Origin of the sequence: Vallitalea guaymasensis, assembly GCF_018141425.1 — a bacterium.
GTDB lineage: Bacteria > Bacillota > Clostridia > Lachnospirales > Vallitaleaceae > Vallitalea > Vallitalea guaymasensis.
In genome coordinates this window covers 5,531,021-5,554,912 of the sequence record NZ_CP058561.1, presented here as the reverse complement: position 1 = coordinate 5,554,912, position 23,892 = coordinate 5,531,021, and the positions used below count along the sequence as shown (strand labels likewise).

Below are 23,892 nucleotides of genomic sequence, written 5' to 3'. Positions count from 1 at the left end.
ATATGATTATATAAAAATATAATTAAACTTAGTTTACCTTTTCTTTTGTTAATTAAACTTAATATAGATGATAGAAAATTTTTTAACATTTAGTATTGATGACGATTATAAACCTAAGGTATATTCCTCATAAATTATAAGTGAATCTTTTAATATATAATGTAAACTGTATAAGGATATTACATATAATATATTATAATATGTCAAGAAAGGAAACAAGGCTCTAAATGTTTATTAATGAAATGAATAATCGTAATGAATTTCCTATGGATACAGTTACTTTAGTTGATCCATATGTAGTTCAAACTTTACAAACAGTAATTGGAAACAGAATACTCGTAGATACACTTAGAGGAGCTATTCAAGGAACGCTAGTTGATGTAAAACCAGATCATATAGTCTTAAAGGAACGGGAAGATGATCAACCTGTTTTTGTTCGTATTCAACAGATTGTCTTTGTAATGCCTATTTCTGAATAAAATCTCAACTTCAATTATTCATTAATATAAAAATAAAGATTAAGTATAATTTTGTAGAACAAGTCATAATGCTTGTTCTTTTTTGCGAATTCTATTACTAATAATTGACAGACTTTTTTACTAAAAAGGCATATACTTCTTATTGTATTAAATAATAAAAGGAGGAAAAAAATAATGAAAAAACAAGTATTTGCAAAACAAGTATTGATTTTATGCTTATTACTAGGAATTATGTTCACGCACGAAGGAGTTGTATATGCTGCTAATGCAAACGATGTTGATTGTTATGCTTATCAAAATGATAATGATATTGTAGCATCAATATCAGGTATAGGGGGCAAGGATTGCATCATTGCTATAAAATATTATGATGGAAATGATACATATTTAAAAACTAAAGCATACTATAGGGAACAAGTGGATAGATTTAAAATTTATGATAGAATACCTTGGAATGCAGACCATGCAATTGTTCAATTTTATTTAAATGAAGTTGAGGTAGGATATAGATATATACATTTAGATTAGAAATATAAATTGTATTTTAGAAAATAATCAAAAACATATAAAAATTGTGATTAAAAAAAGCCCCTAACCCTTATAAAATAAAGGTTTGGGGCTTCATATTATTCTTATCCAAAGTATCTATCAAGTAATCCCTTGAAAGCCATACCATGTCTAGCTTCATCTTTGCACATTTCATGAACTGTATCATGAATAGCATCATAGCCTAATTTTTTCGCTTTTGTTGCAATATCTTTTTTACCAGCGCAAGCACCATGTTCTGCATCAACTCTCATTTGAAGATTAGTTTTAGTGTCAGCTGTTACAACTTCACCTAATAATTCAGCAAACTTTGCTGCATGTTCTGCTTCTTCCCAAGCAATACGCTTGTAAGCTTCAGCAACTTCAGGATAACCTTCTCTATCTGCTTGTCTAGCCATAGCAAGATACATACCAACCTCAGTACATTCTCCTGTAAAATTCATTTTAAGACCTTCTAAGATCTCTGGGTCAACATCTTTAGCTACTCCAATTCTATGTTCATCAGCCCAAGTCATTTCTGTATCATCTTGTTCTACAAACTTACTAGCTGGTGCATTACATTGTGGACATTTCTCTGGTGCACTATCTCCTTCGTGAACATAACCGCAAATTGTACAAACATATTTTTTCATATCTAATATCCTCCTTGGAATTTATATTGATAATAATTGTTAGTGGATAATTATTATCTTATGGTAATATTATAACATAAAAAAATTGGTTGTCAATATAAAATAAAAAATAAATTTGAATATTTTTTTGCAGTAAGGGTAATATAATTTTGTGAGTAATTGTTACTCGCAATACTTGTAAGTGAATATTTGCCATTTTACATCATGATTTATGACAGAAGTCTTAAATGAAAGGTGTGGTTAGGGTGAAAGGACATTTATAAGTAATATATGATAGAGACTAGTAGCCGTTAGGTTACTAGTCTTTTGACTATGTAAATTTTAATATACTTAATTGACTATTATGGTCAATAGATATATAATTATATTAACATGTTAAAGGTATTTTGTGATATATAGGAGAGGTAATTATGTATGAAGCATTTAATAAGATTAAAAAAGAAAAACAAAATAAGATAATAAATAGTGCTATGGAAGAATTTAGTAAATATGGATATGAAAAAGCATCTACTAATAATATTGTAGCCAATGCTAATATTTCAAAAGGATTATTATTTCATTATTTTAGCAACAAACAAGGATTATTTGACTTCTTGATAAATTATAGTTTTGAAGTCATGATAAATGAAATTAATGAGAAAGTCAATTGGGAAGAAATGGACATATTTGATCGTTTGAAGGAGATTTTTATGATAAAGATGAAAGTATCCAGGAAATATCCACGTATTTTCCACTTTTTCAATATTATGTTAGAATACAAGAGTGTTGAAGAAATAATGAAAGAAGAGAGAGTAAGTAATCTATTATCAAAGATATACTTTCAAGATATTGATTATACAAAATTCATGGAAGATATTGATCCAGTAAAAGCTCTAAATATTATTAAATGGACTTTTGAAAAATATGGCGATGAAAATCTAAAAAAATTCCAGACAGATGGATTAATAGATTTTGATAAGATATCAACAGAAATAGATGAATACATCGATATTCTTAGATTAGCATTCTATAGATAGTTTTTTATAATGTTTTTAGGTAACATATTTAATATATCAGGCATAAACATGTATAAAATAGGTTAATGGGGGACTACTTGTGTGGGGTGTCGTAATTGGACTATTATTAATTTTCTATGCTTTATTTATCTTATATGTTAGTGTAAAAAGACCTGAACTAGTATGGGATACTTATAAAATAAAATATTTTAGAAGAATATTTGGTGAAAAAGGAGCAAGTGTATTCTTATTTATATGTTTTGTGATTATAGCAATCATAGGTATAGTGTTGCTAAATAAATAGTATTATATTATAAAAATGTTGGATATTTGATTTATTCCAGCATTTTTTATTGTAGTAAACTTTCTTACTACAAATTTGTTTAAACTATGTGGTGTAATACCTTTGGATATTGCTATGATATAGTTTTAAAAAAATTTTCATGATTATATATGAAAAATTTGGTATAATATACTATGGCAATGTTTTTTCTTTTGTATTAAAGTTTTCTAAAACATGTATTATCTCAATATGCTTTTTAATTAAAAAACAGACATGTGTCGTTTATAAGTCATTATCTGTATTATATAATTAATTTAGAGTAGATTTTATATCTACAATAGATGTTAAATAATATTTATAATTAATATAATAAGGAGGTTTTTATTATGATAAACAGAGTAATATGGATAATTTTAGACAGCGTAGGTATGGGTGAATTACCAGATGCAGACAAATTCGGTGACAGAGGAAGCAATACTATAGGTAATATTGCAAAACAACTAAAATTAGACGTGCCTAATATGAGAAAACTTGGACTAGCAAATATAGAAGGAATGGTTAATTTAGAAAAAGTAGAAGAGCCAGAAGGTGTTTATGGTAGGATCGGTGAATTATCTAACGGAAAAGATACAACTATTGGTCATTGGGAAATGGTTGGTATCTATTCTCCTATAGCGTTTCCAACTTATCCAGATGGATTTCCTGGGGAAGTCACTGATAAATTTGAAGCGTATGTTGGTAAAAAAATATTAGGTAATAAACCTGCTTCAGGAACTGCAATACTAGAGGAATTAGGTAAGGAACATATGGAAACAGGACGTCCTATAGTTTATACTTCAGCAGACAGTGTTTTTCAAATTGCAGCTCATGAAGATATAATACCAATAGAAAAATTGTATGATATGTGTAGAGAGGCTAGAAAAATATTATCTAATGAACATGCTGTTGCAAGAGTAATTGCTAGACCTTTTCTAGGTGAACCAGGATCATTTTATAGAACTGCTAATAGAAGAGACTTTTCTTTGGTACCACCAAAAGATACTTTACTTGATATTCTACAACAGAGTGGAAAAGATGTTATAGGAGTAGGTAAAATAGAAGATATCTTTTCAGGTAAAGGTATAACAGAAGCTATTCATACTAAAGATAATATGGATGGTGTGGACAAAACCATTGAATATATGAACAAGGATAACAAAGGCTTAATATTTACTAATTTAGTCGAGTTTGATTCTAAATGGGGACATAGAAATAATGTAGAGGGATATGCAAAAGGTTTGGAAGAGTTTGATATGAGACTTCCAGAGATTATTAAGAACATGAAAGATACAGATGTACTGATGATTAATGCTGATCACGGCTGTGATCCAACAACACCAAGTACAGATCATTCAAGAGAATATGTACCTTTCTTGGCTTATGGAAAAGAACTTAAGAATAATGCTGATTTAAAGACTAGAAAAACATTTTCAGATATTGGACAGACGATAGCAGAAATTTTAGATGTAAAACAACTTGAAATAGGTGAAAGTTTTTTAAAGGATATTAAAAGATAGTTAATTCATTAAATGTTAACTGCTACATTATGAACCAATTTTCGTCATAGAAGGGATGATGTAATCATGAGAATGTATGATATAATAGAAAAGAAAAAATTAGGTATGGTGCTTTCAGAGGATGAAATAAAATATTTTGTTAATGGTTATACAGAGGGGAAAATACCAGATTATCAAGTATCTGCACTATTGATGGCTATATATTTTAAAGGTATGAACGAGAAAGAAACATCAGTACTGACACTAGCTATGGCTAAAAGTGGCGAGATGCTAGACTTATCTGATATTGATGGAATAAAAGTTGATAAACACAGTACAGGCGGAGTAGGAGATAAAACTACTTTAGTCATTGCGCCAATGGTAGCAGCATTAGGAATTCCAGTTGCTAAGATGTCAGGTAGAGGTCTAGGTCATACAGGTGGAACCATTGATAAGCTTGAAGCATTTGATGGATTTAGTACAAAAGTTGAAAAAGACACTTTTGTTAATAATGTAAATAAAATTAAGATAGCAATAGCTGGTCAGACAGCTAATTTAGCTCCTGCCGATAAAAAGTTATATGCACTTAGGGATGTAACTGCAACAGTGGATAATATTTCATTGATTGCTAGTAGTATTATGAGTAAAAAGATTGCTTCTGGGGCAAATGCTATAGTTCTAGATGTTAAAACTGGTAGCGGTGCATTTATGAAAAAGGAAGAAGATGCTTTTGAACTTGCTAAGGAAATGGTGAATATCGGTACAGGATTAGATAGAGACGTAGCAGCTATTATATCAGATATGGATCAACCATTAGGAAGAGCAGTCGGTAATAGTTTGGAAGTCATAGAAGCCATAGAAACATTAAGAGGTAATGGACCAAAGGATTTACTTGAATTATGCTTAACACTTGGCAGTTTCATGGTTAAAGCTGCTGGAAAGACCAAAACAGCAGAAGAAGGAAGAAAATTACTGGAACAGACAATCAGTAGTGGTACAGCCATTGAAAAATTAAAAGAATTGGTTCGTGCACAAGGTGGAAATGAAGAGTTTGTTGATAATACAGATTTATTCAAAAAAGCTAGTATTACAGAGCCAATAAAAGCAGATAGATCAGGATATGTGAGTCACATTGAAGCAAATGAGATTGGCGTAGCCTCCATGATTCTTGGTGGTGGACGAGAAACAAAAGAAAGTATTATTGATCTTAGTGTCGGTATAGTCATTGAGAAAAAAGTAGGAGATAAAGTTTCAGAAGGTGATATTTTAGCATATATCCACGGAAACGACCAACAAAAAATTAAACTTGCAAAAGAAAAAGCTTTGACTGCATATGAGTTTTCAGATGGAAAACCAAAAGAGACTAAATTTATTAAGGGAATAATTACCAAAGATGGAATAATTACCAGTTAGAAAAAAGGTATAAATTTCTTCTAAAAGCTTACTCTAATAGTAAGATAATTGAACTATATATAGCAGTTCCTTTAGTAAAAGATTATGTGAGTAGAAGGAGTGAGCAATAAATGAAGAAAAGAATATTTTGTTATTTACTTTCTCTAGCTTTATTTATGGGAGGTACATTTAATGTATATGTACATGCTGAGGAAGAACCAAAAGACAAGTTAGAGTTAACAGCCAAATCAGCTATATTAATGGAACCAACAACAGGTAAAATATTATATGAAAAAAATTCCCATGAAAGATTAAGACCAGCAAGTATAACCAAAATCATGACATTACTATTAATGTATGAAGCTCTTGAGAATGGTAAAATAGGATGGGAAGATGAAGTAGTTGTAAGTGAACATGCTTCTAGTTTCGGGGGATCTACTATTTTCTTGGAAACTAATGAAGTTCAACCAGTAAAAGAATTAGCAAAAGGTATCGCTGTTGCTTCAGGTAACGATGCAGCAGTAGCTATGGCAGAGCATATAGCCGGAACAGAAGGCGAATTTGTTAATATGATGAATGCCAAAGCAAAAGAATTAGGTATGAAAGATACTAATTTCGTTAATGCATGCGGACTTGATGCAGATGGTCATTTAACTAGTGCATATGATATTGCAATAATGTCAAAAGAACTTACAACTAAATATCCACAGGTATATGATTTAACTAAAATATGGATGGATAAGATAGTTCATCAGAGAAAAGATGGAGAAGAAATAAGTGAGTTAACAAGTACCAACAAATTATTGAAATGGTATCCAGAATATGCTACTGGTTTGAAAACAGGTTCTACAAGTTTAGCTAAATACTGTTTATCTGGAACTGCCAACAAAGATGGCTTGAATTTGATAGCTGTTGTAATGGCAACCCCTAATCATAAAGAACGTTTTAGAGAAGTAATGAAGATGTTAGATTATGGATTTGCAAATTGCAAAATGTATAAGGATGCCATAAAAGATAAGACATTAGCTAATGTTCCAGTAAAAAAAGGAACACTTGATAGCATTGACTGTGTTGGAGCTGAAGATTTCAGTTGCATTTTAGATAGTAAAGAGCAGCAAGAAATAACTAATGATATTCAAGTAGAAGAATTTGTTGAAGCTCCTATTGCTATTGGTGATAAAATAGGGGAAATAGTGTATAAATGCGGTGAAAAAGAAGTAGGTAGAGTTGACCTAGTAGCTGCAAATGAAGTTCCTAAAGCTACATTAGGGTTTTATCTAGGTAAAATTCTAAAAATGTTTTTTCACTAAGAATCTAGCAATATTTCAAATAATAGTAAGGCTTTTCCTAATATATTCAATTATATTATGAAAAGCCTTTTTGGTTTATTTTTTGATTACCTCAATCAATCTAACTTCATTTAGCCTGATTGAACTTTCAAGGTGCAAGGAATCTTTGGTATATATATTATTAACACTAATCCTCATGTTTTCTTTGCTTTTAAGAAAGTTCATATCTTCTTTATCCATTTCTATTGGCGAACCCATGTTTAGCCATTCACTAAAGATACAACCATTCTCCTGATTTAACAGATAAGTCCTAACCTTATAATCTCCTTCCGTTAATTTTAAATTAACATAAACGATTGTAGAAATACTATTTGATGTTTTTTTTGAAAAAGAATTATAATTAAGGTCTTTGCTGTAATTAAACATATTACCTATTTCCTGGCTGTAATAATACAGGAGTATATAATATCTATCACGATTTTTAACCACAATATAATATTCTCCCTGGTCTATAATTTCACCTTTTACTTTATCTAATAAATAATATGTATTGTAGAGGGGCTTCTTAAGACCATTGAAAGTCAATAGACTATCTTTCCCACTAAATATTTTAGAATTAACCATAGGATCAATAAGTGGTACAATCAAGTTGGCGCTCTTATATATATGCAAATGATTATATACGAAATAATTAGAAATAAAACAAGTATCATATAGTTCATTTACAGTTCTATTTTGATATATGTATGTATGGATATGTCTGCTTTTCAGCCATTCCACAATCTCATTAATTGTCTTAGAATTTTTCCAATAGTATTTATCGTTAATCTCAATAGTTATAAAGTCAAGCTTAGAAAAATTATAATTGTCTAAAACATTCTCAGCTGTGAAATATTTATTTAGATTAATTAGAATGCCTATCTTAAGGTCTTTATAATTGTTTATCAACTTTTTGATAACATTATTATAAAGATTGATAAACTTATCATAATAAGCTGATTCACAACTTATCTCTAGCTTCCAGCTGCTCACTTGATATATCCCGAATTTTTCTAGGCAATGATTAATGAAAGTTTCTACAATAATGTTCCATTGCTTTAGGGTGTAAAACTTTTCATTATAAGAAAGCTTTATAAAAGGTCTTACCCCGGTATTAATTAGTAGTTCTAATAAATTATCTATATAAAACCAATTCAGACTCTTATCTTCATTCATGAAATTTATTGTTTTGTCAAAAATATTACCAAATCTAACATAATCAATATTAAGTTCGTTAGTTATAGCTTCAAGACTATTTTTTAGTATAGTATCCATACCATTGCTAGGGGTGCTGATTTGTAGTATATTCTCTTTTTGAAGGGTATCTATACTTCTATTGAGCATATTTACAGTAAGATAATATACTTGATTAAGGTTGCCTGATAAAAAATCTTTTGCCAGAAGTTGTATATAATTATGTAATATGGTTCTGCTATTAAAGGTGACAGATGTATTTTTTTTCTTGGGTGATATATCCGATAAATATTTTTTCCTAAAAGCACTAGGAGTCTCTTTATAAGTTTCTTTGAATAATTTTGTATAAGCTTTAACGCTGGAGAAACCATGTTCCAGAGCGATATCAATAATCATCTTATTTGAATTAAGTAAATCATTCATGGATTTATTGAGCCTAAAAAGATTAAGATACTTATTAAACCCTATACCAACCCTGTTTTTGAAAAACTTGGATAGATAGTGGATGCTTATGTATTCTTGCTCAGCAATTTGTGATAGTGTAAGTTTTTTATTATAATTCTTATTTATATTTTCAATAATTGATATTAATCTTTGCTGTGATCTGTCATTATGATTTCTTTCATTAATCATAGTTTTCTTAAAATTTCTTAGCAATAATTCAACTAGGGCTAAAGATTGTTTCAAAAGTTTTATCTGATATGTATTTTCTTTGTTTAACCTGTACCACATCATGATGACTAGATTTTCTTTTATGGTATTATAGGTGTTGGAATCTTTGTTTAACATAGTCGAATTCATATGAAAAACGACTTCCGTAAAACCTTGATAATATTTTTGATAGAAATAAGGGTCTAGTTGAAACACTAAGATTATTATATCGTCTCCTAAGGGAGTGATTTCGTGCATCTCATAACTGTTTATTAGAATAATATTGTCTTGATGAACGATGTAACTGGAATCTCTTATTTTAACGCGTACAGAACCTTTCAGCACAAATAGAATTTCTATTTCTTTATGCCAATTCATAGGATATACACGTTTGCTCTCATGTAAAAAAATACTAAAAGGTAAATTACCACTATGCTTAATAATTTCAAATTTCGTATTCATAATCAATCGCCTTCTTTATTAAATATATTAAATAATCATTTGACTAAATATTATGAACTCATATTAATAAATTTTTAGTAAATTAAAGTTCAAAAATAATACCTTATAATAATAAAAAAATCCTCCTTAATTATTGATATAATCAATATATAGCACCTATTTCTTAACTTAATAATCTTACCTTAATAGTATCTTTATCTTACTAAAAAGTCAATAATATATAGTGCAAAAAAAGTACATTATAGGGTATAATAATTGACATATGAATTATTGCTATTAAAAGTTGACAAAAAAAGGTTATCATTTAACCAAAATGAGCACCGAGAAAAAAGTCCAATGGTGTTAATCTATAGACATGAAATATGAAAGGAAATGGTATCTAATATGGAAAGCAAATTAAGGGTATTAGTAATAAATCCAGGGTCAACTTCTACAAAGATTGCAGTATTTGATAATGAGCAACAATTATTTGAAGAAACACTTAGACATTCTACAAAAGAACTTGAAGTATTTGATACAATATTAGACCAATATACATTCCGTAAAGATGCAATAATAAGTGCTCTTGAAAAAAGACAGATTGAATTATCTAGTTTAAGTACTATTGTAGGTAGGGGTGGAATTCTTAAGCCTATTGAAGGTGGTACATATCTATTGGAAGATAAGTTGATTGAAGCTCTAAGAGAAGGTGCTATTCAAAAAGGTCATGCATGTAATTTAGCAGGTCTTATTGCTAATGACATTGCTAAAGAGCTAGACATAAAAGCATATATGGTTGATCCACCTTGTGTAGATGAGATGGACGATGTTGCAAGAATTACAGGGTTAGAAGGTACTAGTAGAATTAGTATGTTCCATGCCCTTAATCAAAAGGCGGTTGCTAGAAGAGCTGCTAAAAAAATAGGAAAGAGATATGAAGAGTGTAATTTTATTATAGCACACGTAGGTGGAGGTATATCTGTTGGTGCACATAAAAAAGGAAGAGTAATAGATGTTAATAACGCACTGGATGGAGATGGACCATTTTCACCAGAACGATCAGGTGAATTACCTACAGGTGATTTGGTTGATTTGTGTTTCTCTGGGAAATATACCAAACAGCAAATCAAAAAGTTGTTAGCTGGTAAAGGTGGTATAGTTAGTTATCTTGGTGTAAATGATGTAAGAGTTGTTCAAGAGATGATAGAGAAAGGCAATGAAAAAGCAATTCTTATATATGAAGCAATGGTATATCAAGTTGCAAAAGCCATAGGAGCAATGGCCACTGTTTTAATGGGTGATTATGATATGATAATTCTAACTGGAGGTATTGCTTATTCAAAGATGTTCAGTGAAAAATTAAGGAAGAAAATTAATTTTTTAGGTGAATTTGAAGTTTTTCCAGGTGAAGATGAATTGATAGCCTTAGCAGAAGGTGGACTTCGTATACTTACAGGTGAAGAAACAGCAAAATTATTCAAATAAGCTATTGAATATTTGCAATAATCTATGTAAAATATAAAAATCAGTATAAAAAGGATTGGTTGGATGGTTTGTAAATTTGAAGATATAATGAAGTTAGCCAAAACAAAAGAACCTAAAGTGCTTTCGGTTGCTGTAGCTCAAGATATAGATGTTTTGATTTCTGTGAAGATGGCAATTGAAGAAGGAATAATTAAGGCTATTCTTGTAGGGGATAAAGAAGAGATACTCAAGATTGCAAAACAGATAGATTTTAATGTTGAAGATGTAGAGATAATTGATGAAAAGGATAAAGTAGAAGCATGCAATATCGCTGTAAAAAAGGTAACAGATAAAGAAGCTGATATGGTGATGAAAGGTATCATTGATACTGCTGTCATTTTAAAAGCTGTTTTGAACAAAGAAGCTAATCTAAGAACGGGTAGAGTATTAAGCCATGTTGGTGTTATGGATATACCGGGATATGAGAGGGTATTATTGATATCTGATGCAGCAATGAATATTGAACCAGACCTAATGACTAAAAAGCAGATAATTGACAATTCTGTTATTGTAGCTAGGAGCATAGGTATTAATGAACCCAAGGTTGCTATGTTATGTGCAAAAGAAAAAGTTAATGAAAAAATGCAAGCCACAGTTGATGCAAAAGAACTTGAAGAAATGAATAAAAGAGGGGAAATACATAATTGTATTGTAGGAGGTCCTCTAGCTCTGGATAATGCTGTATCAGTAGAAGCTGCTAATCATAAAAAAATTGATAACCCAGTTGCAGGAAAAGCAGATATTTTGATAGTGCCCTCTATTGAAGCAGGAAATGTATTATATAAATCATTGGTTTTCTTAGCTAATGCTAAAGCGGCTGGTGTTATAGTAGGTGCAAAGGTACCTATTGTTGTAACATCAAGAGCCGATACTGAAATATCTAAAATAAATTCTATCGCATTAGCTATGTTAATGACTTCTGAATAGCTTTGATTAAATAATTGAATAAACAGGTTGATGAAAAATGTTCTTACTTAGTAAGGACATTTTTTATGCTCAATTATTTGTCCAAACCTATAAAAAAATAAGTAATAAAATTAATAATATAATAATAAATTATAAAATAGTGTATCTATTTATGGAAAAAAATTGAAGTATATAATTAGTTATTATATTTTTTGAAATGTAAAATAATGTAGGTATAAATTACTATATATGGTAAAAAAGTGTATAATGTTCAATTAATGTAAATTAGTACTTAATACCTAAAAAGTCCTTTTTTTAATGACTAGTAGATGGTATAATAAATTTATTGAAAAAATATACTTATCATCATCTCACAAATAATACAAAATAATCAAAAAAGTACAATAACAAATAAAAATATATATTAATAAAATTCTTAGTTTGATAATATTTACTTATGTTTAATATGACACTTAAAAGATTGACAAAATAGTAATGATATTACAGAAAAATTAAAGGAGGAGAACTAATCATGAAGAAGTATAAGATTTTAAAACAAATGTTTACTGTTATACTTGTAATAGCGATTACAGTTACAGGAGTACCTATTAATTCTTATGCAAATGATGCTGAAACCAAAGCTCAGACCATTGATATTGAACAAGCTTTGAAGAATAAGACAGAAAATGATAATATTCCATCAGAGAATGAAAACATAAATAATACTAATGATAATGAATTAATGAAAGATAATCAAGAAGAAGAGGAAAATGAAGACGAATCAAGTGATGATGGAATAAACACTGAAGGAAATAATCAAAATCAAGAAAATCAGAATATTGATAAAGAAGAGGAACAAGTTTCTGATGAGAATAATGGTGAGAAAGTAGACGATACCCATGATTTTGATAATGATAATAGCAATGAAAATGTAGAAGAAAATATAGAAGGAAACAAAGATGATAATAGTGAAAATGGTAGTTTGAACAATGAAAGTGATGGAGACAATAAAAATGCAAATCTAGATAAAGAAGAAGATGACTTAGATAAATTAGATGAATCAAATAATAAAAAACAAGCTAATGAACTTTCTAGTGTAGTTATTAGTAATGTTGCAGGTAGAAGCAAAGTCAATATATACATTGGAAATGAATTTTATGAGCATTTAGATGGTGAAACATCTGATGATATGTTAATTATTGAACCAAAAGGAACAATAATCAGACTAGAAGCTATTGATTATCCAGGTGCTGACCCAACTCATATATTTAATTGTTGGTTTGTTCAATCACAATTAAGTAATACTTATATAACAGATAGTATTATTGAATTTAATATTGAAGACTATATAAAAGTAACACCATGGCATAATGCTAACCTAAAACCAGAAGAAAAAGAAGTAATAATCAGTGGAGATAGTGTGATAGAGATTCCTTATAAAAATGATGTTACTAAGAATTATACTGCAGAAGTATATGATGAATCTGGTGATATCATTGAAGATTCAACTATTACATGGTCTTTAAAAGATAAGTTGGTTGGAGTAAATATTAACCAAACAGGGGGAGTTACTGTTACTAGTGAAGCGACAGTTGGTAATTTCACTATAATAGCTATTACTCAAAATGGTACTAAAGGAGAAATGCAGATACAACTTAGTCCATATGCTATACCAGATGCTCCTAATTTAACAGCAGATGATATTAATAATATAATTACTGGTCAAGACGCAAATAGAGAAAATATGGAGTACACAATAGGGGATAGTGATAATTGGGAAACATATGATTCTGATAATCCTCCAGATTTAACAATGGATGTTGTTATTAAGCTTAGGTTTATTGGTACAGAAACAATACCACCAAGTAACATAACAACATTACAATTCAATTATAACTATATAGAAAATTTTAATGACGATAAAGAAATATATACTGACATTCAAAGTGATAATAGAGGATATTTAAGTGTAAAACATTATGATATCGCTAATGAATCACAAGTTGATGAAAATGATAGGGTTAAGATGTTTGGTGATGAAAGATACTCTGATTTCATTATTCAGACTCCTTTAGAATCAGCATATGGAGATTACTTTGATATGTATAACGAGAGCCAACAAGGTTCATTATATTTTGAAGCCAATTACAATAATAACTCTCATGAAGCTTTTGAAAAAGCTATAGTCATGTGGGGATATTTTGTGCCTGAAAAAACTGGTGAATATCAATTATATGCTTATTCAGATGATGGAATATATGGTTCTTTGACATTTGGAAATGAAGATAAAATATTTGTTAACAAATGGCAGTATCAATCACCTTCTACAAGAGGTAATGGGACAGTGTACCAGATGCAAGAAGGTAAGATATACCCAATATATATGAATTTCTTTGAGAACAGAAAAAGTCAATCTGCATTTAAATTACAAATGTCTTTTAATGGTAATACAATAGAAGATGTACCAGGTACTTATTTATATCCAAGTTCCAAAAACTTGGCTTATAATAATAATGTCCCTGTAATGGATATAAATGTAGAACCTGAGTCTACTATAATTAATATAGATGAAAATGATAGTATAACACTTAATGCGACAATAGAACCCGTAAACGCAACTAATAAAAATATAAATTGGTCTTCTAGCGATGATAGTATTGCAACTGTTGATTCTCATGGTAATGTAACACTTAATAAAGTTGGTGTTGTAACAATAACAGCTACAACAGAAGATGGAAATTATGAAGATAATTGTGTAATAACTATTAATTCAAATATTTCAGGAGACCCAGATGATTTCTTTTATGCAAGTGATAATAAAGGAACTTTGGTAAAATATTACCCATATAGGAATTCAAATAAAACAGATAAAATCGCTTCAAAAATAGATGATTATAGAGATATAGCAACTTTACCTGATGGAACTTTAGTAGGTGTAACCCAAAATGGTAATCTTTATAAAAACATTGAGTTGGGTATAGATGAAAGAGAAAAAATAGGACCTGGTTTTTATATTAATAACGAAGATAATCACTCCTATTTCAATGATTTTTATGGAGTAAATGCATTAACTTCGGATTCAAATGGTAATCTATATTATGTTGAAGAAGATTATGGAATTATTAGAAAGTATGATATTACGAATAATGAAATAACTGATGTTGTAGCTACAGGATTGTCTTCTGCAGGAGATATTGTTTTTCTTGATGCTAACACAATTTATTATACTGCTTATGATTATTGGAATTACTATTATCTAGTTAAAGTTAATATTACAACAAAGCAGGTCAGTCAAATTGCTCGGTTGTCAGGAATTCCTTATGGTATAGCATCGCTTAATAGCAAATTATTTGTAACTTATGCAAATAATAATAAAAGTTATGTTGATGTATATGACCCAGAAGGCAATAAGTTAAATGATAGATCTGAAAAAATCAATCATTTGAAAAAAGTATTTGGAGCTGCACAAGGAATTGGAAAAATAGTTTCTAATCCACCTGTTGCCAAAGATGTACGAATTGAAGGTAGTGCAAAAGTTGGAGAAGAATTTACAGGGTTATATACTTATGAGGATTCTGAAGGTGATGAAGAAGGTAATTCTAGGTATCAATGGTATAAATCAGAACGTGACTCAAGTAGTTATACACCAATCAATTATGCTACTACCAAGAAGTTATTAATAACTGAAGATTTAATTGGGTGTACTATAAAATTTGAAGTAACTCCAATAGCTAAGACAGGTACTTATCTTGAAGGTAATGCTGTAAGGTCAAATCCTACAGAAAAAGTTGTACCGCTACCTTTTAAATTAATAGGACCATATGATTATGATTATTTTTATTTAAACGATAGAAATGGAAAAATAATTAAATATTATCCTGAAAGCGATAATTATGAACAAGTTGCTCATACAAACAAAACATATTTAGATATTGCAAATTATAATGATGATATTATAGGGGTAAGGGACGGTAAATTATACAAGAATATAACTACTAACCCTATAAAGATAAAAGAGATTAGTGATAGTACAATAAATTCCCTTACTTATAATAATGGATTATATTACTATGTTGAAGGTACGAAGCTATATGCTTATAACCCAAATACTGAAACATTCTATGAGCTGAAAGATATTGGATATACATCTCAAGGCGATTTAGTAGCTTTTGAGGGTGATATGTATTTCTTGGCTGCTACAGGAAATGGATATTATACGAAGCTTATAAAAATTGATTTTGATAATAATTATTCTACATCTGTTATTGGTGAATACTATAGTGGATATTCTATGGGTATAGCTGCAGCAAATGATACTTTATTTGTTGGTTATAGTAATTTAGTTGCAAAAGTTAATTTACAAACGGGATATTTATATGATGAAACTAGAATAAGGGGACTAAATAATATATATGGCGCTGCTCAGGGTGGGTATGCAAATCCAGTTTCGTCGGAAGCAGGACTACAATCACTAGCACCAATAGATGAACCAACATTTAATTCTAGTACCACAAACTATATAAAATATTTAGAACCAGGTACAATAACTAGACCAGATGTTGTATATGAAACTATTGATAGTAATGCAACTGTAGAAGTTATTAAAGATAGTCAAACAGAAGTTGAAGGTATTACAACAGTAATTGTAACAGCAGAAGATAGAATAACAACTATGACGTATACAGTTGAGTTTATATTACATCATAGACCAGTAATTGAATTAAATGGTAATAAAATAGTAGTTGTTGATTACAATGGGTCATATACAGATGCAGGAGCAAAAGCTTTTGATATAGAAGATGATAATGATACATTAACCGAAAAGATTGAAACAACTGTTACTAAACCAAATGGAACAATAGTACCTTACGTAGATGGTATTATTGATACTAAAATTCCGGGTAATTATACAATACATTATAATGTAACAGATTCTACAGGTTATATGGCTGATGAAGTAACAAGAACAGTAGTAGTGATGGAAGATGAAGAAGCTCCAGTGATAACTCTAGTAGGAAATGCAACAGAAGAAGTTACCTACGGAGGAACGTATACAGATGCAGGAGCAACAGCCTACGATAATAGAGATGGAGATATAACAGATGATATAGTGGTAACTATAACTAAAGACGATAGCCTTGTAGATGAAGTATCTACAGTTATACATGGAACATATATCTATCACTACAATGTATCCGATGAAAAAGGCAACCAAGCCCAAGAAGTAACAAGAACAGTAGTAGTAAAAGAAGACGAAGAAGCTCCAGTAATAACTCTAGTAGGAAATGATAATGAAGAAGTGACATATGGAGGAACGTATGTAGATGAAGGAGCAACAGCCTTAGATAATAGAGACGGAGATATAACAGAAAAAATATTAGTAACTATAACTAAAGACGGTAGCCTTGTAGATGAAGTATCTACAGTCATGCCAGGAACATATATCTATCACTATAATGTATCTGATGAAAAAGGTAACGAGGCAGACGAAGTAACAAGAACAGTAGTAGTGAAGGAAGACGAAGAAGCTCCAGTAATAACCCTAGTAGGAAATGATTCAGAAGAAGTTACATATGGAGGAACGTATACAGATGCAGGAGCCACAGCCTATGATAATAGAGACGGAGATATAACAGAAGATATAGTAGTAACTATAACTAAAGAAGGTAGCCTTGTAGATGCAATATCTACAGTTGAGCCAGGAACATATATCTACCACTACAATGTAACTGATGAAAAAGGCAACCAAGCCCAAGAAGTGACACGAACAATAGTAGTAAAAGACGATGAAGAGGCTCCAGTGATAACTCTAGTAGGAAATGCTTCGGAAGAAGTAACCTACGGAGGAACGTATACAGATGCAGGAGCTACAGCTTATGACAATAGGGATGGAAATATAACAGATGATATAGTGGTAACTATAACCAAAGACGGTAGTACTATAGATGAAATATCTACAATTGATCCAGGAACATATATTTATCACTACAATGTAACTGATGAAAGAGGCAATCAAGCCCAAGAAGTGACAAGAACAGTAGTAGTAAAAGAAGATGAAGAAGCTCCAGTGATAACCCTAGTAGGAAATTCTTTGGAAGAAGTAACCTATGGAGAAGAATACAATGATGCAGGAGCAACAGCATTAGATAATAGAGATGGAGATATAAGTGAGAACATAGTAGTGACTATAACTAAGAACGGTGAAAATGTTGGTGAAGTATCTACAAATGAGCCAGGAACATATATCTACCACTACAATGTATCTGACGAAAAAGGCAACGAGGCAGATGAAGTAACAAGAACAGTAGTAGTGAAGGAAGATGAAGAAGCTCCAGTAATAACCCTAGTAGGAAATGATAATGAAGAAGTGACATATGGAGGAACGTATGTAGATGAAGGAGCCACAGCCTTAGATAATAGAGATGGAGATATAACAGAAAATATAGTAGTAACTATAACTAAAGACGGTAGCCTTGTAGATGCAATATCTACAAATGAGCCAGGAACATATATCTATCACTATAATGTATCCGATGAAAAAGGTAATGAAGCTAATGAAGTGACAAGAACAGTAGTAGTAAAAGATGATGAAGAAGCTCCAGTAATAACTTTAGTAGGAAATGATAATGAAGAAGTGACATATGGAGGAACGTATACAGATGCAGGAGCCACAGCCTATGATAATAGAGACGGAGATATAACAGAAGATATAGTAGTAACTATAACTAAAGAAGGTAGCCTTGTAGATGCAATATCTACAGTCATACCAGGAACATATATCTATCACTATAATGTATCCGATGAAAAAGGTAATCAAGCCCAAGAAGTGACAAGAACAGTAGTAGTAAAAGACGATGAAGAGGCTCCAGTAATAACTCTAGTAGGAAATGTTTCGGAAGAAGTAACCTACGGAGGAACGTATACAGATGCAGGAGCCACAGCATTAGATAATAGAGATGGAGATATAAGTGAGAACATAGTAGTGACTATAACTAAGAATGGTGAAAATGTTGGTGAAGTATCTACAAATGAGCCAGGAACATATATCTACCACTACAATGTATCCGATGAAAAAGGTAACGAGGCAGATGAAGTAACAAGAACAGTAGTAGTGAAGGAAGACGAAAAAGCTCCAGTAATAACTCTAGTAGGAAATGATAATGAAGAAGTAACCTATGGTGGAACGTATGTAGATGCAGGAGCAACAGCCTACGACAATAGAGACGGAGATATAACAGAAGATATAGTGGTGACTATAACTAAGAGTGGTGAAGTTGTAGATAAATTAACTACAAATGAGCCAGGAACATATATCTACCACTACAATGTATCTGACGAAAAAGGCAACGAGGCAGATGAAGTAACAAGAACAGTAGTAGTAAAAGACGATGAAGAGGCTCCAGTAATAACTCTAGTAGGAAATGTTTCGGAAGAAGTAACCTACGGAGGAACGTATACAGATGCAGGAGTCACAGCATTAGATAATAGAGATGGAGATATAAGTGAGAACATAGTAGTGACTATAACTAAGAACGGTGAAAATGTTGGTGAAGTATCTACAAATGAGCCAGGAACATATATCTATCACTACAATGTAACTGATGAAAAAGGCAATCAAGCCCAAGAAGTGATAAGAACAGTAGTAGTAAAAGACGATGAAGAAGCTCCGGTGATAACCCTAGTAGGAAATGCCTCAGAAGAAATAACATATGGAGGAACGTATGTAGATGCAGGAGCCACAGCCTACGATAATAGAGATGGAGATATAAGTGAGAACATAGTAGTGACTATAACTAAAGACGGTAGTCTTGTAGATGAAATATCTACAAATGAGCCAGGAACATATATCTATCACTACAATGTATCCGACGAAAAAGGTAACGAGGCTGATGAAGTAACAAGAACAATAGTAGTGAAGGAAGACGAAGAAGCTCCAGTAATAACCCTAACAGGAAATGATAATGAAGAAGTGACATATGGAGGAACGTATGTAGATGAAGGAGCAACAGCCTTAGATAATAGAGATGGAGATATAACAGAAAATATAGTAGTAACTATAACTAAAGACGGTAGCCTTGTAGATGCAATATCTACAAATGAGCCAGGAACATATATCTATCACTATAATGTATCCGATGAAAAAGGTAATGAAGCTAATGAGGTGACAAGAACAGTAGTAGTAAAAGATGATGAAGAAGCTCCAGTAATAACTTTAGTAGGAAATGATAATGAAGAAGTGACATATGGAGGAACGTATACAGATGCAGGAGCCACAGCCTATGATAATAGAGACGGAGATATAACAGAAGATATAGTAGTAACTATAACTAAAGAAGGTAGCCTTATAGATGCAATATCTACAGTCATACCAGGAACATATATCTATCACTATAATGTATCCGATGAAAAAGGTAATCAAGCCGAAGAAGTGATAAGAACAGTAATAGTAAAGGAAGATGAAGAAGCTCCAGTAATAACTCTAGTAGGAAATACCTCAGAAGAAATAACATACGGAGGAACGTATGTAGATGCAGGAGCCACAGCATTAGACAATAGAGATGGAGATATAACAGAAAATATAGTAGTGACTATAACTAAAAATGGAATAGAAGTTCCAAAGGTGGATGAAGAAGACCCAGGAACATATATCTATCACTACAATGTAACTGATGAAAAAGGTAACGAGGCAGATGAAGTAACAAGAACAGTAGTAGTGAAGGAAGATGAAGAAGCTCCAGTGATAACCCTAGTAGGAAATGCTTCGGAAGAAGTAACCTATGGAGGAGCGTATGTAGATGCAGGAGCAACAGCCTTAGATAATAGAGATGGAGATATAAGTGAGAACATAGTAGTGACTATAACTAAGAACGGTGAAAGTGTTGGTGAAGTATCTACAAATGAGCCAGGAACATATATCTACCACTACAATGTATCTGACGAAAAAGGCAACCAAGCCCAAGAAGTAACGAGAACGGTAGTAGTAAAAGAAGACGAAGAAGCGCCAGTAATAACTTTAGTAGGAAATGCTTCGGAAGAAGTTGCCTACGGAGGAACGTATGTAGATGCAGGAGCCACAGCTTATGATAATAGAGACGGAGATTTAACAGAAGATATAGTGGTGACTATAACTAAGAGTGGTGAAGTTGTAGATAAATTAATTACAAATGTGCCAGGAACATATATCTACCACTACAATGTATCCGACGAAAAAGGTAACGAAGCTGATGAAGTAACAAGAACAATAGTAGTGAAGGAAGACGAAGAAGCTCCAGTAATAACCCTAACAGGAAATGATAATGAAGAAGTAACCTATGGAGGAACGTATGTAGATGCAGGAGCCACAGCTTATGATAATAGAGACGGAGATATAACAGAAGATATAGTAGTGACTATAACTAAGAGTGGTGAAGTTGTAGATAAATTAATTACAAATGTGCCAGGAACATATATTTATCACTACAATGTAACCGATGAAAAAGGTAACGAGGCTCAAGAAGTAACAAGAACAGTAGTAGTGAAAGAAGATCAAAAAGCTCCAGTGATAACCCTAGTAGGAAATGCTTTGGAAGATGTAATCTATGGTGGAACGTATGTAGATGCAGGAGCCACAGCCTATGACAATAGAGATGGAGATATAACAGAAGATATAGTAGTGACTATAACTAAAGATGGTAGCCTTGTAGATGAAGTATCTACAGTCATGCCAGGAACATATATTTATCACTACAATGTAAGCGATGAAAAAGGTAACGAGGCTCAAGAAGTAACAAGAACAGTAGTAGTGAAAGAAGATCAAGAAGCTCCAGTGATAACCCTAGTAGGAAATGCTTCGGAAAAAGTAATCTATGGTGGAACGTATTTAGATGCAGGAGCCACAGCTTATGATAATAGAGATGGAGATATAACAGAGGATATAGTAGTAACTATAACTAAAGACGGCAGCCTTGTAGATGAAATATCTACAGTCATGCCAGGAATATATATCTACCGCTACAATGTATCTGACGAAAAAGGTAATGAAGCTGATGAAGTAACAAGAACAGTAGTAGTAAAAGAAGATGAAGAAGCTCCAGTGATAACCCTAGTAGGAAATGCTTCGGAAGAAGTAATCTATGGAGGAGCGTATGTAGATTCAGGAGCAACAGCATTAGATAATAGAAATGGAGATATAAGTGAGAACATAGTAGTGACTATAACTAAGAACGGTGAAAATGTTGGTGAAGTATCTACAAATGAGCCAGGAACATATATCTATCACTATAATGTATCAGATGAAAAAGGTAATGAAGCTGATGAAGTGACAAGAATAGTAATAGTAAAAGATGATGAAGAGGCTCCAGTAATAACTCTAGTAGGAAATGTTTCGGAAGAAGTAACCTATGGAGAAGAATACAATGATGCAGGAACAACAGCATTAGATAATAGAGATGGAGATATAAGTGAGAACATAGTAGTGACTATAACTAAAAATGGAATAGAAGTTCCAAAGGTGGATGAAGAAGAGCCAGGAACATATATCTATCACTACAATGTATCAGATGAAAAAGGCAATCAAGCTCAAGAAGTGATAAGAACAGTAGTAGTAAAAGACGATGAAGAAGCTCCAGCAATAACTCTAGTAGGAAATGTTTTGGAAGAAGTAACCTACGGAGGAATGTATACAGATGCAGGAGCTACAGCTTATGACAATAGAGACGGAGATATAAGTGAGAACATAGTAGTGACTATAACTAAAGACGGTAGTCTTGTAGATGAAATATCTACAATTGAGCCAGGAACATATATCTATCATTATAATGTATCTGACGAAAAAGGTAATGAAGCTAATGAAGTGACAAGAACAGTAGTAGTAAAAGAAGATGAAGAAGCTCCAATAATAACATTAGTAGGAAATGAGAGAGTTGAAGTAACTTATGGAGGAACGTATAAAGATGCAGGAGCAACAGCTTTAGACAATAAAGATGGAGATATAACAGAGAATATAGTAGTGACTATAACTAAAGATGGTAACCTTGTAGAAAGTATATCAACAAATGTATCAGGAACATATATCTATCATTACAATGTATCAGATGAAAAGGGTAATAAAGCCAACGAGATAACACGAATGGTAATTGTTAAGCAAAGACCAAGTTCAGGCGGAGGCGATACCCCTTCAGGTGGTGGCGATACCCCTTCTGGCGGAGGTGACAACCCATCAGGTGGAGATAATAATCCTTCAGATGGAGGAGACACAACTGATGATAATGAAGATGGAGACCTAGACGAAGAAATAATAATAGATGAACCTACAACACCATTAGGTGCCATAGAATTTTATGATCCTTATATTAAGGGATTTCCAGATGGTTCATTTAAACCTAAAAAAGCTGTTACAAGAGCAGAAGTAGCTGCAATGTTTGCGAGAATTCTAAAATTAGATACTGAAGAATCAGGAGATGCTAGCTATACTGATGTAACAAATGCTCATTGGGCATACAAGTACATTCAAGCGATAACCAAAATAGGTTTATTCAAAGGATATAATGATGGAACATTTAAACCAAATCAGGCTATAAAAAGAGCGGAAATAGCAGTTGTATTCTCAGCATATTGGGATTATGTTGGTGCAGAAGTAGAAGATGACGAAAGTATCTTTACAGATATTTCAGGACATTGGGCACAATCATATATAAATAAATTATATAATGCTGGAGTAGTAAAAGGCTTTGAAGACAAAACATTTAGACCTGATACTGATACTGCTAGAGAGCAAATAGTAATTATGATCAATAAGATTATAGCTAGACCTAAATTAGATGCAGTAAATCCTTCGTTTAGTGACGTATCTAATGACCATTGGGCGTATGGAGATATTGAAGCTGCATCAGTAAAATTTAACAAAGATGAAAATAATGAAGAAAAGAATCAAGATAGTGAAGATCAGCAATAAGACATAATATGAAATAGTAAATGAACAAAAAAATAATCATTTATTTTAAGGACT

The 23,892-nt window shown here is 31.6% G+C and carries 12 protein-coding genes; 10 read left to right on the top strand and 2 right to left on the bottom strand.

Features of this window, described 5'->3' with window-relative positions:
- The first annotated feature begins 242 nt into the window (after positions 1-242).
- Positions 243-479: a DUF2642 domain-containing protein gene (locus tag HYG85_RS23940; protein WP_193774687.1), complete on the top strand. Its 237-nt coding sequence runs from the start codon at positions 243-245 to the stop codon at positions 477-479.
- A gap of 174 nt (positions 480-653) precedes the next feature.
- Positions 654-1,007 carry a hypothetical protein gene (locus HYG85_RS23935; protein WP_212691732.1) on the top strand — a complete coding sequence of 118 codons (354 nt, stop codon included), beginning with the start codon at positions 654-656 and terminating at the stop codon, positions 1,005-1,007.
- A gap of 104 nt (positions 1,008-1,111) precedes the next feature.
- Here the strand turns inward: HYG85_RS23935 and HYG85_RS23930 are convergent, their stop codons facing one another.
- Positions 1,112-1,657: an NADH peroxidase gene (locus HYG85_RS23930; RefSeq protein WP_212691731.1), complete on the bottom strand. Its 546-nt coding sequence runs from the start codon at positions 1,655-1,657 to the stop codon at positions 1,112-1,114.
- Between the two features lie 410 nt (positions 1,658-2,067).
- On the opposite strand from HYG85_RS23930, the gene HYG85_RS23925 reads away from it, so the two are divergent.
- The 5 genes from HYG85_RS23925 to HYG85_RS23905 all read left to right on the top strand — a co-directional run bounded on the left by HYG85_RS23925 (position 2,068) and on the right by HYG85_RS23905 (position 7,172).
- Positions 2,068-2,673, top strand: coding sequence for a TetR/AcrR family transcriptional regulator (locus HYG85_RS23925; protein WP_212691730.1), 606 nt, complete (start codon positions 2,068-2,070; stop codon positions 2,671-2,673).
- A 79-nt stretch (positions 2,674-2,752) separates the two neighbouring features.
- Positions 2,753-2,956, top strand: a complete 204-nt coding sequence (locus HYG85_RS23920) for a hypothetical protein (RefSeq protein ID WP_212691729.1) — start codon at positions 2,753-2,755, stop codon at positions 2,954-2,956.
- Positions 2,957-3,324: 368 nt separating this feature from the next.
- The gene (locus HYG85_RS23915; protein WP_408647997.1) at positions 3,325-4,491 is read left to right on the top strand and encodes a phosphopentomutase; all 1,167 of its coding nucleotides are present in this window, start codon (positions 3,325-3,327) and stop codon (positions 4,489-4,491) included.
- Between the two features lie 66 nt (positions 4,492-4,557).
- Complete coding sequence (locus tag HYG85_RS23910) at positions 4,558-5,883, top strand: pyrimidine-nucleoside phosphorylase (RefSeq protein ID WP_212691727.1); 1,326 nt, start codon at positions 4,558-4,560, stop codon at positions 5,881-5,883.
- 110 nt (positions 5,884-5,993) lie between these two features.
- Complete coding sequence (locus HYG85_RS23905; RefSeq protein WP_212691726.1) at positions 5,994-7,172, top strand: D-alanyl-D-alanine carboxypeptidase family protein; 1,179 nt, start codon at positions 5,994-5,996, stop codon at positions 7,170-7,172.
- A 75-nt stretch (positions 7,173-7,247) separates the two neighbouring features.
- Here the strand turns inward: HYG85_RS23905 and HYG85_RS23900 are convergent, their stop codons facing one another.
- The gene (locus tag HYG85_RS23900) at positions 7,248-9,497 is read right to left on the bottom strand and encodes a helix-turn-helix domain-containing protein (RefSeq protein WP_212691725.1); all 2,250 of its coding nucleotides are present in this window, start codon (positions 9,495-9,497) and stop codon (positions 7,248-7,250) included.
- A 384-nt stretch (positions 9,498-9,881) separates the two neighbouring features.
- On the opposite strand from HYG85_RS23900, the gene buk reads away from it, so the two are divergent.
- From buk to HYG85_RS23885, 3 genes are all read left to right on the top strand, one after another.
- Positions 9,882-10,961, top strand: a complete 1,080-nt coding sequence (gene buk, locus HYG85_RS23895) for a butyrate kinase (protein ID WP_212691724.1) — start codon at positions 9,882-9,884, stop codon at positions 10,959-10,961.
- A 63-nt stretch (positions 10,962-11,024) separates the two neighbouring features.
- On the top strand, positions 11,025-11,927 hold the full coding sequence (locus HYG85_RS23890) for a phosphate butyryltransferase (protein WP_212691723.1): 903 nt from the start codon (positions 11,025-11,027) through the stop codon (positions 11,925-11,927).
- Positions 11,928-12,438: 511 nt separating this feature from the next.
- Positions 12,439-23,838 (top strand): DUF4073 domain-containing protein, encoded by an 11,400-nt coding sequence (locus HYG85_RS23885; RefSeq protein WP_212691722.1) that lies wholly within the window; start codon positions 12,439-12,441, stop codon positions 23,836-23,838.
- Positions 23,839-23,892: the final 54 nt, after the last annotated feature.

Bases quoted from the DNA above. Each gene is read 5' to 3' on its own strand.
- buk (WP_212691724.1), top strand. From the start codon at position 9,882: ATGGAAAGCAAATTAAGGGTATTAGTAATAAATCCAGGGTCAACTTCT.
- HYG85_RS23925 (WP_212691730.1), top strand. From the start codon at position 2,068: ATGTATGAAGCATTTAATAAGATTAAAAAAGAAAAACAAAATAAGATA.
- HYG85_RS23910 (WP_212691727.1), top strand. From the start codon at position 4,558: ATGAGAATGTATGATATAATAGAAAAGAAAAAATTAGGTATGGTGCTT.
- HYG85_RS23940 (WP_193774687.1), top strand. From the start codon at position 243: ATGAATAATCGTAATGAATTTCCTATGGATACAGTTACTTTAGTTGAT.
- HYG85_RS23935 (WP_212691732.1), top strand. From the start codon at position 654: ATGAAAAAACAAGTATTTGCAAAACAAGTATTGATTTTATGCTTATTA.
- HYG85_RS23900 (WP_212691725.1), bottom strand. From the start codon at position 9,497: ATGAATACGAAATTTGAAATTATTAAGCATAGTGGTAATTTACCTTTT.
- HYG85_RS23890 (WP_212691723.1), top strand. From the start codon at position 11,025: ATGGTTTGTAAATTTGAAGATATAATGAAGTTAGCCAAAACAAAAGAA.
- HYG85_RS23885 (WP_212691722.1), top strand. From the start codon at position 12,439: ATGAAGAAGTATAAGATTTTAAAACAAATGTTTACTGTTATACTTGTA.
- HYG85_RS23930 (WP_212691731.1), bottom strand. From the start codon at position 1,657: ATGAAAAAATATGTTTGTACAATTTGCGGTTATGTTCACGAAGGAGAT.
- HYG85_RS23905 (WP_212691726.1), top strand. From the start codon at position 5,994: ATGAAGAAAAGAATATTTTGTTATTTACTTTCTCTAGCTTTATTTATG.